The 14340-nt window shown below is 66.5% G+C and carries 8 protein-coding genes; all 8 read right to left on the bottom strand.

What is annotated here, in order from left to right; all coding sequences use genetic code 11:
* Position 1 precedes the first annotated feature (1 nt).
* A complete protein-coding gene (locus ACFPO9_RS15865) occupies positions 2 to 2404 on the bottom strand; it encodes a GH92 family glycosyl hydrolase (protein WP_379772087.1) in 2403 nt (800 codons plus the stop codon).
* Entirely contained in the window at positions 2404 to 3327 is a 924-nt protein-coding gene (locus ACFPO9_RS15860; protein ID WP_379772086.1) for a carbohydrate kinase family protein, read from the bottom strand. Before ACFPO9_RS15860 ends, ACFPO9_RS15865 begins: the two co-directional genes overlap by 1 nt.
* A complete protein-coding gene (locus tag ACFPO9_RS15855; RefSeq protein ID WP_379772085.1) occupies positions 3320 to 4534 on the bottom strand; it encodes an AGE family epimerase/isomerase in 1215 nt (404 codons plus the stop codon). Before ACFPO9_RS15855 ends, ACFPO9_RS15860 begins: the two co-directional genes overlap by 8 nt.
* A gap of 22 nt (positions 4535 to 4556) precedes the next feature.
* A complete protein-coding gene (locus ACFPO9_RS15850; RefSeq protein ID WP_379772146.1) occupies positions 4557 to 5537 on the bottom strand; it encodes a LacI family DNA-binding transcriptional regulator in 981 nt (326 codons plus the stop codon).
* A 135-nt stretch (positions 5538 to 5672) separates the two neighbouring features.
* Complete coding sequence (locus tag ACFPO9_RS15845) at positions 5673 to 8339, bottom strand: beta-mannosidase (RefSeq protein WP_379772084.1); 2667 nt, start codon at positions 8337 to 8339, stop codon at positions 5673 to 5675.
* Positions 8336 to 9856: a tryptophan halogenase family protein gene (locus tag ACFPO9_RS15840; protein WP_379772083.1), complete on the bottom strand. Its 1521-nt coding sequence runs from the start codon at positions 9854 to 9856 to the stop codon at positions 8336 to 8338. The genes ACFPO9_RS15845 and ACFPO9_RS15840 overlap by 4 nt, the downstream gene beginning before the upstream one ends.
* 55 nt (positions 9857 to 9911) lie before the next feature.
* Positions 9912 to 12989, bottom strand: coding sequence for a TonB-dependent receptor (locus ACFPO9_RS15835; protein ID WP_379772082.1), 3078 nt, complete (start codon positions 12987 to 12989; stop codon positions 9912 to 9914).
* 486 nt (positions 12990 to 13475) lie between these two features.
* On the bottom strand, positions 13476 to 14204 hold the full coding sequence (locus tag ACFPO9_RS15830) for an alpha/beta hydrolase family protein (RefSeq protein ID WP_379772081.1): 729 nt from the start codon (positions 14202 to 14204) through the stop codon (positions 13476 to 13478).
* Positions 14205 to 14340 lie beyond the last annotated feature (136 nt).

Genomic DNA, 14340 nt, shown 5'->3' with positions numbered 1-14340 from the left:
GTTATTTTGGCGCAGCCGGCAGATCGTCCGCCTTCGTGCCCCAGCCCGCGGTTTGCGGCTGCGGGGACAGGCGGTAGCCGAGGGTGCCGCCGGCCTGCAGCTGCTCCCAGTCCAGCCACACGCGCGACAGCGGCTTGCCGGACCAGTTCACGGACTGCACGAAGCGGCGCTCGCCTGCCCTGGCGTCCGGCGCTTCGATGCGCAGCACGCGGCCTTGCGGCAGGTCGATCTCGGCGCGGGCGAAGCGCGGCGCGTGCAGCAGGAAGCGGCCGCTGCCCGGTGCGTCCGGGTAGATGCCCAGTGCGCTGAACAGGTACCAGGCCGACATGGTGCCGAGGTCGTCGTTGCCGGTGACGCCGCTCGGGCCGTTGCCGAACAGGGTCTCGGCCGCGCGCAGCACGGTGGTGGTCTTCCAGGGCTGGCCCATCAGGGTGTACATCCAGGGGGCGTGCAGGTCCGGCTCGTTGTTCGGGTTGTAGCGGAACTGGCTGTAGTAGCTGTAGGGGCCGACCACCCAGGACTTGCGCACCGCCGCCGGGTCGGCCTGGATGGCGTCGTAGTCGAAGAACAGGTCGAGACGGTGCAGGGCCTGGGCCTGGCCGCCCATGGCCGCGGCCAGGCCGGGCACGTCCTGCGGCACCAGCCACTGGTACTGCCAGGCCGTGCCTTCGTGGAAGCCGTGGTCGCCGCGCGGGTCGAAGCCGCTGCCGACGTCGGCGAACCAGCTGCCGTCCTGCAGGCGCGGACGCGGGAAGCCGTGCAGGCCGGTCGGGGCGTCGACCACCGACGGGTCCCAGACCTTCTTCCAGTTGAGGGCGCGCTGCGACAGCGTCAGCGCATCGTCTTCCATTCCCAGCGCCCAGGCCATCTTGGCCAGCGCGCTGTCGGCCAGCGCGTACTCCAGGGTGGCCGAGGCGCCGTGGTGCGGGTCGGTGTCCATGCCCTTGGCCATGAAGGTGCGGTCGTACTGCACGAAGCCCTTCTGCAGGTAGGTCGGGTTGCCCGAGCGGCCCTGTGGACGGATGTTGAAGGGCGGCGTGCCGAAGGCATTCTGGCGCAGCGCCTCATAGGCTTCGCGCTCGCGGCCCTTCAGCGCGCCGAAGCGCCACAGGTCGACCAGGAAGGGCGTGACCGGATCGCCGGTCATGACGTTGGTCTCGAAGTTGGCATAGCCCCAGCGCGGCAGCCAGCCGCCCTGCTCGCGGATCTTCAGCACGGAATTGGCGATGTCGCGCGCGCGCTGCGGGCGCAGCAGGGCCAGCAACTGGTTCTGCGCGCGGTAGGTGTCCCACAGCGAGAAGTACTCGTAATAAGTCCAGTCGCGCGCGGTGTGGACGTTGTTGTCGTAGCCGCGGTAGCGGCCGTCGGCGTCGTTGCCGGTCATCGGCTGCAGCAGCGCGTGGTACAGCGCGGTGTAGAACACGGTGCGGTCGTCGTTGCTGCCGCCCTCGATGCGCACGCTGCCCAGTTCGCGCTGCCAGGCCGCCTGCGCCTTGTCCTTCATCGCCTCGAAGGCCATGGGACGGCCGCCGGCCATGCCCTCAGCCTGCAGGTTGTTGCGCGCACCCTCGGCATCGACGTGCGAGATCGCGCTCACCGCGGTGACGGCGCGGCCGTTCTTCAGGTCGAAGCTGAGCCAGACGCCATGCGGCTTGGCTTCGCCCGCCTGGCTGGGACCCTTGGCGCCCGGCCAGCCGCCGCGCTCGTCCCAGATGCCGTGGGCGACCACCGGCTGGTCGAAGACGATGCGGAACCAGGTGGTGTACTTGGCGCCGCCGCAGAAGCTGTTGGTGACGATCTTGCCCTCGACGCTACGCTCGTCGACCAGCTTGATTTCGCTGCCGACCACGTTGTGGCGCTCGTTGGCCTGGCCCAGGTTGAGCAGCACGTGGCCGGTGCCGGTGCCCGGTGCGAAGGTGTAGCGCTCGGCCGCGGCGCGCGTCAGCGCGGTGGCCTCGGCCGTGATGCCGCCGTAGCTGCTCAGCTGGACCTTGTAGTAGCCGGCCTGGCCGACTTCGCCCTCGTGGCTGTACTCGGCGCCGTACTTCTTGTAGTCGAAGCTGCCCGGCTTGCCGGTGTCGAAATCGCCGCCGGGACCGATGCGGCCGGTCACCGGCAGCACCGACAGCTGGCCGCCCTGCTCCCAGCAGCCGGCGCCGGACACATAGGAGTGGCCGAAGCCGCGGATGCGCTTGTCGCTGTAGCGGTAGCCGGCGTAATGGTCGGCGGTCGGGCTGATCTGGATCATGCCGAACGGGGCCGAGGCGCCGGGATAGGTATTGCCTTCGTCCTGGGTGCCGATGAAGGTATTGACCGGGGTAAGCGCAGCGGGCTGGGTGGCGGCGAGCGCGGCGCCGGCCGCCAGGGCGAGCGCAAACGGGAGGGTGAATCGGGTCAGGCGCATCACGAGGCGTCTCCTTCGAGCTGTTCGAACAATCGATGCATGGCCGCCGGCGGCGGCGGGGTGGCGCCGGCCTGCAGGCAGGCGGCGGAACCGGCCGCCAGCGCGGCGTGCAGATGGGACTGCAGCGAACGCTCCGGGTAGCGGGCCAGGCTTTGCAGCAGGCCGGCCGCGCTGGCGTCGCCGGCGCCGACGGTATCCACAACTTCCACCGTGGGCGCGCGCGCGTCGGCACGCCGGTCGCGGTGGAACAGGCTGGCGCCCTCGCCGCCGCGCGTCAGCAGGCAGATCGCCTCCAGGTTGAAGGCGCGCAGCCGGCGCAGCGCCTCGTCCAGTTCGAGGCCTGGGAACAGGCCGCGCAAATCGTCGTCGGACACCTTGATCAGGTCGGCCAGCGCGGCCATCCGCTGCAGGGTCGGCGTATAGCGCTCGTCCATCAGGTTGCGGAAATTGGGATCGAAGCTGATTGCCACGCCCTTGGCCTTCAGCTGTCCGGCCAGCGCCACCAGATTCGAGGCCAGCGGCTCGCGCGCCAGGCTGATGCCGCCGAAATGCGCCCAGCGCAGCGCATCCGCCCAGCCGGCGGGCAGCGCCGCCGGATCGAAGTGCAGGTCGGCGCTGTCGTCGCCGATGAAGAAGTAGCGCGGCGGCTCGCATTTTTCCACGATGGCCAGCAGCGGCGAACGCGGCACGCGCTGCAGCAGGCGCAGGTCCAGGCCGACGGCTTCGCTGGCCGCCCACAGGGCGTCGCCGAAGCGGTCCTGGCTGATGGCGCCGGCAAAGCCGGTGGGCTCGCCCAGCACCGCCAGCGCGCGCGCCACGTTCCAGGTCGAGCCGCCGACGCGGCTCACCCAGTGCTCGCCGCCCTGGTCGATCATGTCGGTCAGCGCCTCGCCGGCGCACAGCATCAGCGGCGCGTCATGCATGGTCGGATTCCGCCAGCACCGTCAGGATGTCGTAGCAGGCGCCCATGGTGTGGTAATCGACCTTGCCGGCCGGGCTCTTCTCGTCGCTCAGCTTGCGGTTCTCGCGGTCGAGGATGCGGAACCAGGCGCCGTACTGGTGATCGACGAAATGGGTCCAGCTGTATTCCCACAGGCGCTGGTACCAGTCCCAGTATTCGGCCTTGCCGGTGCGCCTGGCCAGCATGGCGGCGGCCGCCGCGCTCTCGGCCTGCACCCAGAAGTACTTGTGCCAGTCGCAGATCGCCAGGTCGGGCGCCAGCGAGTAGCACAGGCCGCCGTTTTCCTGATCCCAGCCCTTCTCCACCGCCACGCCGAACAGCTTTTCGGCTGTCGGCAGCATCCAGCCCAGGTCCTGGTCCAGGACGCCCTCGCCGCGCGCCTCCAGCTGCACCAGCAGCTTGGCCCACTCCGTGAAGTGGCCGGGCTGGTAGCCCCAGGGGCGGAACAGGTTTTCCGGATCGTCGATGTTGAACTTCCAGTCCGGCTGCCACTGTTCGTCGTAGTGCTCCCAGATCAGGCCTCCGCAGCGCCCGGCCTGGCGCTGGGTGATGTTGAAGGCGACCAGGCAGGCGCGCTCCAGGTAGCGGCGCTCGCCGGTGGCCTGCCAGGCGGCCTGCAGCGCTTCGCAGGCGTGCATGTTGGCGTTCTGGCCGCGGTAGCTCGAGAGCGTGCGCCAATCCTGGCTCGCTTCGTCGGCGTACAGGCCGTCGGCGGCGTTCCAGAAGCGCTGTTCCATCAGCTCGAACGCTTCGGCGATCCACGGGCGCGCCTCTTCCACCCCTGCCATCGTGGCATGCGCATAGGCCAGCAGCACGAAGGCTTCGCCGTAGGCGTGCTGGGTGCCGTCCTCGATGTCGCGGCCGTCCAGCATCCAGGCGTAGCTGCCGTCCTGCTGGCGGTGCGCCTCGCGCAGGAAGCGCACGGCGTGCTTCAGGCCGTCCAGGTAGGCCGGGTCCTGGAAGTGGCGCCACGCCATCGCATAGGTGAACACGAAGCGGGTGCTGCTGACCAGGTGGCGGTGGCGCGGGTCGTAGACCGTGCCGTCGTCCTTGAAGTACTGGTACATGCCGCCGGCGGGGTCGATCGCGCGCGGGTGGTAGAAGCGCATCGTGTTGCGTGCGTGATCGAGCAGGACGGCCGGGCTGCGGAAATTCGGGAAAGTGGTCATGGTGGTCTGGGTCAGGTGTGCTCTAGTCGTCGCAGCTGCTTTCGCGCACGACCATCTCGACTGGCACGGTTATCTGGGATGGGTTTTCGTCTGGTTTGTTGAGCAGTAATTCGATGCCGGCGCCGCCCAGCGCTTCCTTGTCCACATGGATGGTGCTGAGCGGCGGAATGGCGGCGGCGGCGGCGGCGATGTCGTCGAAACCGACGATCGCGATGTCATGCGGGATCTTCATGCCTTCGTTCAGGCAGAACTTCATGGCGGCCAGCGCGGTGCTGTCGTTGTAGCAGAACACCGCGTCGGCCCGCTTCGGCAGGTCCAGCAGGCTGCGCATGGCTTCGGCCACGCCCTCCTCGCCCTCGCCCATGGACGGCACGACGACTTCGAGGCCTGGGTCGGCATGGACCTTGGCATCGAACAGGGCCTGGCGGAAGCCGCGGTTGCGCTGCTGGATACTGTAGTGGGCCAGGGAGCCGGACAGCATGGCGATGCGCTTGCGGCCGCAGCGCAGCAGGTGCTGGGTGGCCAGGTAGCCGCCGCGCAGGTTGTCCGGGTTGACCGAGGTGAAGCCGCGCCTGTGCATGTCGACCAGCACGATCGGCTTGCCGGCATGCTGCAGCGCGTCCAGCACCTCGGGCTCGAAGAAGCCGGCGCACACGAAGGCGTCCGGCTGGTGCACGCGGATCTGCGCCAGCACCGGCTCGGCCGGATCGACCGTGATGAAGGACAGCGCCACGCCCTCGCGCCGGCAGGCGGCTTCCGCGCCCTGCAGCACCGGCGAGAAGAAGGGACTGGACGCCAGCGTGTTGTGCTGGCTGTGCAGCAGGAAGGCGATGCGGCGGATGCGGCCCTTCTTCAGCTGGCCGAAATCGTAGCCCAGTCCCAGCGCGGCGTCGCGCACCTTGTTGCGGGTGAACTCGGTCATGCCGGCCTGGTTCTTCAGCGCGCGCGACACCGTGCCGATCGACAGCCCGGTGGTCTGCGCGATGTCGCGCAGGGTGACCATGCTCACGGCTGCACCTTCGGGCGGCGCGGCGATATCCAGTACATGAAAGGCCTCCAAGATTCTTATGTTTATTAAACGAGTTTTATCCCAGCAGGCTTCGGAGCGTCAATCGAAGAAGCACGATCCGTGCTTTTTTTAGCGCGTTTTAGTAAACGATTTCCCGCCCTCGAGCGCCTCGGCCAGCGAACGCACCCGCAGCGACTTGCGCAGCGCATCCAGGCTGGCCCGCGACGCCACCCGCAGCGACAGGCTTTCGCCCGGCAGCAGGGTCAGGGCATTGTCGGCCGGCTCGGCGTCGAGAGCGCCAAAATCGATCCACACGGCGCGCGCCAGCCTGTCCGCGCGCAGATCCAGCACATAGCCCTGGCCATCGCGGTGCAGAGCTGCATGCAGCCCGGCGTCCGGCCATCGCATGTCTTTGGCCGCCCTGAAGTACACGAGCCCGCGCGACGCCGGCTCGCCCTCGGCGCGCAGCTCGAACACCGCGACCGTGGAGGCCGGATCGGCGCCGCCCAGCAGGTCCGCATCGACGTAATCCGCCGCCCTCGAAGCCGACAGCGGCGCCAGCGTGACGGTCTTGCGTTCGTCGCGCAGCAGCTTGCCGTCCAGGCGCATGACGCGCAGGCGCAGCTCGCCGCGCACCGGATGCGTGCGGTCGTTGAGCAGGCTGACCGTGGTCTTGCCCGCGGCATCGCGCAAGGCCGCCACCGCCACCGGCGCATAGAAGCGGCGCGCGTGGTATTGCAGCGCCTTCCAGCGCCCGAACCAGTCCACGCTGGACCACGAGGCGCCCGGCCACACGTCGTTCAGCTGCCAGTACAGGGAACCCATGGTGAAGGGACGGCTGGCGCGGTGGTGCAGCGCCGCCAGTGCGATGCCTTCGGCCTGCGCGGCCTGGCTCAGGTAGACGAAAGTCGGGAAGTCGGCGGTTTCGCCGAATTCGTAGGCCACGTACTGCATCAGCCGCTCGTTGCCCTTCCCGGCCAGGAATTTCTGGTGCGCCTCGATCACCGGCGTGGCGATGCCCTGCTCGTCGGATTTGGCGAAAGCGGCTATGGTGCGCTGCACCGGCCAGGACTGCAGCCCGTACTCGGACATGAAGCGCGGCGTGATTTCCAGGTATTTGACGGGAGGGTGCGCCGGGTTGCCCCAGACTTCCCAGTAATGCATGTCGCCGCTGGCGGGGGTGTTGGCGGCTTCCGCCAGGTCGTCGCCGGGGGAGCTGGCCCAGTAGGCGATGCCGCCGCCCTCATCAAGCACCACCTTGCGCAGGTCGGCGCCGAACAGCTGCACATAGCCCTTCCAGACTTTATCCGCAAAGTCCGGCGCGGCCGCGGTCATCTCCTTGCCCGGTCCCCAGTACTTCCACGCGATCTCTTCCTCGTTATTGCCGCACCAGAGGGCGATGCTGGGATGATTGCGCAGGCGCCGCACCTGGTCGCGCGCCTCGCGCACCACGTTGGCGCGGAAGGCCTCGTCATAGGCCGGCTGCATGCCGCCGCCGAACATGAAGTCCTGCCACACCAGCAGACCCAGTTCGTCGGCCAGGTCGAAGAAGTCCTCGCTCTCGTAATAGCCGCCGCCCCAGCTGCGCAGGAAGTTCATGTTGGCGTCCGCCGCCGATTGCAGCACGCGGCGCAGCTGGGCTTTGGTGACCCGCGGCTGGAACATGTCGAAGGGGATGGTGTTGGCGCCCTTGGCGAACACCGGGATGCCGTTGACGGCAAAATAAAAACTGCGGCCCCTGGCATCCGGCTCGCGGCGCAGCTCGATCGTGCGCAGGCCGGTGCGCGCGCCGGCTTTGGCGATGGTCGCCTTGCCGTCGCCGACTTCCAGCTCGTAGCGGTACAGCGGCTGCTTCCCATAGCCGTTCGGGAACCAGCGCTGCGGGCGCTCGACGCGCACCGGCAGCTCGATGCGGTTGTCGCCCGCATGCAGCGCCACCCGCTGCTGCGCCGCCAGCGAGCGCTTGCCGTCCGGCGCGGTCTGCCACAAGCGTACCTCGACGCCGCCGTCGCGCACCGCATCGAGCGACGCCACCGCGGCCACATCGGCGCGCGCTTCGTCCACATGGTCCTGGCGCAGCTGTAGATTGTCGATGCGGACCGCGTCCCAGCTCTGCAGCAGCACCGGCTTGACGATGCCGGCGGTGACGTAGCGCGGACCCCAATCCCAGCCATAGTGGTAGCCTGGTTTGCGCACGAAGTTGGCGGTCATCGCCTCTTTCGGCTCGTCGCCGTAGGGCGATGGATAATTCCCGGCCAGCTTGTGCGGCATCGCCTGGACCTGCGGCAGCAGCCTCGCGATGGGCGAATACAGGACGATGCGCAGTTCGTTGCCCTTGGAGCGCAACTTGCCTTGCACCGGCACGCGCCAGGTACGGAAGGCGTTGTCGGCGTCGAGCACTTTGGCGCCGTTCAGCCAGACTTCGGCGTAGGTGTCCAGGCCGTCGAAGACCAGGTCGCTGCGGGCGCTGGCCAGCGCGGCGCGCGGGGCGTCGAAACGGGTCCGGTATTCCCAGTCGCCCAGGCCGATCCATTGCAGGCCCGCTTCCGGCGCGCCCACATAGGGATCGGGGATCAGTTCATGCGCCAGCAGGTCGGTGTGCACGGTGCCCGGCACCGTGGCGGCACGCCACGGCGCTGCTTCGGGATGGGCGCCGCCCTGCGGATTACCGGGCAGGAGCCGGAACTGCCAGCCCTTGCCGATCACGACGCCATCGGGCGCGGCGGCCAACGCCGATACCGCGGCGGCGGCAAGCGCCAGCCCGATCACCAGCTTCGCAAACGGACGCGCGCTCATGCGGCGGGCGCCTTCCAGTAACGTTCGATCCACTCCTCGTGGGTCGGCATCGACGCCACCGCATGCGCCAGCGTGCCGCGCATGCCCTCGACCAGCTCGATCAACCTGTCCTCGGGCATCTCGTCCACCATCGGGTGGTAGCCCTGCGGGACGATGCGCTGGCCCAGCATCACCTGCACCCAGCTCGGCAGCGCGAAGAAATCCTCGCCGTTACGGAAGTAGCGGCCGTCCACGCGGAACAGATCCATGGTCTCGCGCAGGGTGTCCGGCACGTCCATCATGCGGCAATGCTCCCAGAACGGCGTGTCGGCGCGCTCGGTGGCGTGGTAGTGCAGGATGATGAAGTCGCGGATGCGTTCGTATTCGAAGGCGGCCTCGCGGTTGTAGCGCTCGGCCAGCATCGGGTTGAAATCGCGCGTCGGGAAAAGGCTGAGCAGGCGGGTGATGCCCGACTGCGCCGAGTAGATGCTGGTCGATTCGAGCGGCTCCAGGAAGCCGCTGGCCAGCCCGATCGCCACCACATTTTTATCCCAGAATTTCTTGCGGATGCCGGCGCTGAAGCGCAGCTGTCTTGGCTCGGCCAGCGCCTCGCCGTCGAGGTTGGCCAGCAGGGTGGCGGCGGCTTCGTCGTCGCTGATGTGCCGGCTCGAATACACATGGCCGTTTCCGGTGCGGTGCTGCAGCGGAATGCGCCACTGCCAGCCCGCCTTGCGCGCGGTGGCGCGCGTGTAGGGCGTGACCGGATGGGTGCTTGCGCTGGGCACGGCCAGCGCGCGGTCGCAGGGCAGCCAGTGCGACCAGTCTTCGTAACCGGCCTTCAGGGTCTGCTCGATCAGCAGCCCGCGGAAGCCCGAGCAGTCGATGAACAGCTCGCCCTCCACCACTTGGCCGCTTTCCAGCGTCACCGATTCGATGAAGCCGTTGTCAGGACGCTGGTTCACGCGCACGACCTTGCCCTCGATGCGCTGTGCGCCGCGCTGCTCCGCCAGTTCGCGCAGGTAGCGCGCGTACAGGGTGGCGTCGAAGTGGTAGGCGTAGGCGATGTCGGCCAGCGGCGAATTCGGCGCCGCCTTGCGGTCGCCCGGCGCGAATTTTCCGCGCGGCGCCATCACGGTCTGCGGCGAGTAGTCGCCGATCGGTCCCGCGCGTCCGGCCTGGCGCAGCTTGAGCCAGAACTGGTGGAAAGGCAGCGGCCCGAGCGAGCGCCCAATCGCGCCGAAGCCGTGGATATAACTGTCGCCGATGCGGCTCCAGTCCTTGAATTCGATGCCCAGCTTGACCGTGGCCTGGGTGCGCTTGACGAATTCCGCTTCGGCTATGCCCAGCCACTGGCCGTTGAACAGCCGGATGTGCGGCACGCTGGCCTCGCCCACGCCGACGATGCCGATTTCCTCGGACTCGACCAGGCGGATGGTGGCACCCTTGGCCAGGTAAGTGGCGAGGGCGGCGGCGGCCATCCAGCCCGCGCTGCCGCCGCCGACCACGACGATATTCTTGATGCGATTGTCCGCGTTCATTGCAGCCTCCAAAAAAGATCTCCCCGGCCAGGCAGGCCGGGGAGCAAGGGGCAACTCAGAACTTGTAGTTCAGGCCGACGTACGCGATGCGGCCGGCGTAGCCGTTGGAGTAGAAGCGGTCCTTGGTGTCGTTGCCAAGATGCGAACTGGTCTCCTGGCGGGTCAGGTTCAGCACCGATGCGGTCAGGCTGAGCTGCGGCGTGAAGTTCCAGGCCGCGTTCAGGTCGATCTGGCTGTACGGATCCTCATACACGTTCAGGCCGTTCTGCAGGCCGTCCACCACCTCGCCGCGGCGGTTGTACGAAGCGCGCAGCAGCAGCTTGTCGGTTTCGTAGAACACGGTCAGGTTGGCCTGGTTGCGGGCGCTGCCGACCAGCGGCGAGGAGCCGATGTCGGTGCCGTCTTCCAGCGTGATGGCGGCCTGGTTGGTCTTGTTGTAGGTGTAGTTGAACTGGAAGCCGATGCCGTTCGACAGGGTGTGCTGGGCATACAGCTCGGCGCCCTGCGACACGCCGTTGCGGCCGCCGGCGCTGGTCGAGTAGTTCTGCACCGTCACGTTCTGGCCACCGACGTTCAGGACCACGTCCATCACCACCGGCACCGAGAAGTTGCTGACGTTCTTGCGGAACACGTCGAGGCCGAGCACGGAGCCGCGCTGGAAGTACCACTCCAGGCCCAGGTCGAACTGGGTGGCCTTGTACGGCTGCAGGTTCTTGTTGCTGCCCGAACCGAACCAGCCCGGATTGCCGCCGCCACCGATCAGGCGGCGGTCGTTGACGTATTCCTGGCTGAAGTTCTGCAGGCCGCCCGGCGAAGCGATGTCGCCGTAGCTCGGACGCGAGATCACCTTCGATGCGGCGGCGCGCAGCAGCAGGGTGTCGGTCAGGTCGTAGGCCAGGTTCAGGCTGGGCAGCACGTCGTTGTAGGTGCGGTCGAGCGAGCTGACGACGAAGGACTGGGTGCGCGCGATGCTGTCCGGCAGGGTCGTGAAGCCGCTGACGCAGCCCGAACCTGCGGGCGCGCCGGCAGCCGGGGCGCCGCCCGCCAGGCAAGGCGCCGGGGTGCCGTTGGGACCGTTGAAGAAGTAGTCCTTGTAGTTCTCGACCTGGTCGGTCGAATCGGCATGCTGCTTGGTGCGCACCAGGCGCATGCCCAGGTTGCCGCGCAGGCGGTCGGTCTTGATGTTGGCCTGCAGGTAGGCCGAGGTGATCTTCTCGCCGACGTTGTACACGAAGTTGTCTTCGTTACGGGTCTGCATCTGGCCGTAGGTCTTGTTCAGGTAATTGACGTAGGTCGCGTAGTCGATCGCCGGGAAGGCGCTGGCCTTGATGCCGCCGGCGATGTTGTCCAGCGACTGGCCGTACAGGAACTGGGGCTGGAACTTGTTGGCGGTCGGGTCACAGCCGGCCTGGTAGCGGTTGTCGTAGTTGCTGGCGTCCTTGCCGGGGCAGACCCAGTAGTTGTTGCCGGTGCTGCGGTGGGTGCCGCCGTCGCGGTACTTGGCGCCGAACTGCAGCGAATCCAGCCACTTGCTGCCGTCGTTATGCCAGGTGAAGTCGGCCTGGGCATAATTCTGCTTGGTGCTGTTCTTCGTCCACGAGGACGAGGTCGAGCCGAGGTCGATCTCGCCGATGCCCTTGGCCAGGTTGGCCATCAGCTCGGGCGAGAAGTTCATGGTCGGCGTGCCGCTCAGGTTCCAGCTGCTGGCGTAGTTACCGAGGGTCCAGCTGCCGTCCGCATTCTGCACGCGCGGCTTGATCGGCATGGAGAACTGCAGCGAGGGGCCGCCGCCGGCCCAGGTGCGGCCGGCCAGGAAGTTCGCGTCCAGCGACTCGCCCTTCCATTCGGCGCCGATGTCGAAGGTCTGCGACTTCGCCTTTTCGCGGTTGTAGCTGCCGGTGATCTGCGGGGTCGGGATGGTGCAGTCGTCCGGGCCCCAGCCGCCCGGCTTCTGGCCCGCGGCCTTGGCCTGGTCTTCGCTGCAGTAATAGGTCTTGCCGGCATGCGCGCTGTAGTTGGCGCCGGTGACGATGGTGCCGCTCGGGTCGAAAGTCAGTCCATCGAGCATGCGGCCACCCGGCCAGTTGCCGTCGCCGCTGTAGCGCGCCAGGTTCCATTCCGGTACCTTGAGTGTGCTGGTCTGCGAGTTCTGCGACAGGTCGAAGCGGAAGTAATTCGCGGTCAGGTTCAGGTTGCGCATCGGCTTGAACTGCAGGGTCAGCTGGCCGCCCTTGCGTTCGCGCTGCTCTTCCTTGACGTTGAAGTTGACCGAAGTCGGCATCATGAAGTTGGTATAGTACTTGCCGGACTGGTCGTAGAAGCCCGACTGGCCCCACCAGTAGCTGGTCATGTCCGAGGGCTTGCCGTTGACGTCGGTGGCCGGATGGGCGTCGTAATCGTCGCCATACCAGCTCCAGTTTTCGGTGGTGGCGCTCATGGTGCGCGTGGTGCGCTTCTGCTGGGTGTAGCCGACCAGCACGCCGAAGCGGTTGCTTTCATCATGCCAGGCGTACTGGCCGGAGAACTGGCCATCGCCCTTCTTGCTCGTGTCGGCCCAGGTGCCTTCGGCGTTGACGAAGCCACTGCCCGACTTCACGTCCAGCGGACGGCGGGTATGCAGGATCACGGTGCCGCCGATGCCGCCTTCGTCGATGCGCGCTTCCGGCGTCTTGAACAGTTCGGCGCTGCCCAGCATGTTCGAGGGCATCAGCATGTAGTTGAAGGAACGCGAAGGATCGCCGTTCGATTCGGCGGTGGCGACGTAGTTGCCGTTCAACTGGGTCAGCGTCAGTTCCGAGGACAGGCCGCGGACGCTGACGTTCTTGCCTTCGCCGCCGCTGCGGTCGATGATCACGCCCGGCACGCGCTGCAGCGCGTCGGCCACGTTCTTGTCGGGGAATTTGCCGATGTCTTCGGCGGTGACCACGTCGACGATGGCATTGGCGTTGCGCTTCTGGTCGAGGCTCTTTTCGATCGAGTAGCGGTAGCCGGTGACGATCACTTTTTCCGGCTGCTTGGCATCAGCCTTCGTATCAGCCGAAGTGTCGGCGGGGGTGGTTTGCGCATGCGCGCTGGCAATGCTCAACAGGGCCAGGGCGACTGCCGCGGCAATCGGGGTGTTCCTGAACATCATGTGAAATCTCCTTGTGTGCCCTATGGGTGGGCTTCTTTTATCTGACGCTACCGAGGCCATTTACTAAACGGCTGTTCCAGCGTCCCTGCGCCGTGGGGCATCGCACTGCGCCCTAGTGGAGTTATACAAACTTGGTTTTGCGGGCTCAACAAGATTTGAAAAACGGCGCGCAGTTTAGCCGTGTTTTCGTAAACATGCGCTGTTCCGGCATGCGATCGGGATGAACAGGCGCAGCGATGGGCTTACCCGTGTTTCATAAACAGGGCGGATGGATAGGGATCGCGCGGGGATGTCTGCTCGCCGCTCATGCCGTAGCGCGCGATTCGAGCTGCAATGCCCCGACGGCGCAGCCAAGCCCGATGGGCTCTCGAAGCAAATGCTCGATCGGCATGCAGCTTACCTGGGCGTTTTCGGGCACGGCCTGCCACCAATAGATGAGGAGACGCGAGTCATGCCGGGCTTTGGAGTACAACGCACCGAGGTCCGTCATTCCAATCTTGAGTCTCGGTCGCAAGCGTATTTCGGATGCAGCGCCGGAGCGAGAAAGGTATCGATGGCGGATGTAATTCTGGCCTTGAGTTGTTCACTGCCGCCATCTTGCATATCGTTGTGGCGGGAGCCTTCGATGTGCACCACGCAGGTACCGTAGCGGCTTCGTTCTTCCGGGTTCGGCAGGACACCTGGGTCCGCTGTTGTGTCGCTGGCACGAATTGTCAGGACGTGGATATTGGCCGAGCGGGGCAATGTGACCCGCCGACTGTCGAGGCTGATAAGGATGGAAACGCGGTTCGCGTTGTCAGCAGCAAACTGCGCTGAACTGTCCCCGCCGAGGGAGTGCCCGACGAGCAGGAGATGCTGCCAATCGAATTGAGGATAACGTACTGCGGCCTCGTCGATCACGGCGGAGATCGACTGCGAAGTCACCCGGGCCATTGTTTGTACTTGCGGCGAAACCGGGGCATCCCGGTCCAATATTGCGCCGCCGGCACTGTCCCGGAGAGCGACGACCAGGTAACCCATCCGGTTCAGATGCTGGGTGACGAAGGAGTAGTCCGAGCCGGCAAGTCCATATCCCGGGCTGAGGATCGCTATTGGACATTGTTTCGCAGGAGTGCAGGCTTGGATACCGGCTGGAGCGTGAATGTCCACTGGGACGGCAGCCATGGCCGTACTCAAGGCAAACGACAATGGCAACAGGGCGAAGAGGGGGGACATAAGATCCATTCTTGATATTTGACTAAATACGCTTTTGGCCGGGCTCGACCAACATCGGGAATAGCAGAAGTTCAGGTGCTCTTTGGATCTGCATTCACGGTCATTCAGAGATTTCTGAACACGCCAACTGGCGTTG

Source organism: Massilia aerilata, from assembly GCF_042656905.1.
GTDB classification, from domain to species: domain Bacteria; phylum Pseudomonadota; class Gammaproteobacteria; order Burkholderiales; family Burkholderiaceae_D; genus Telluria; species Telluria aerilata.
This window is presented reverse-complemented; position numbering and strand designations above follow the sequence as displayed.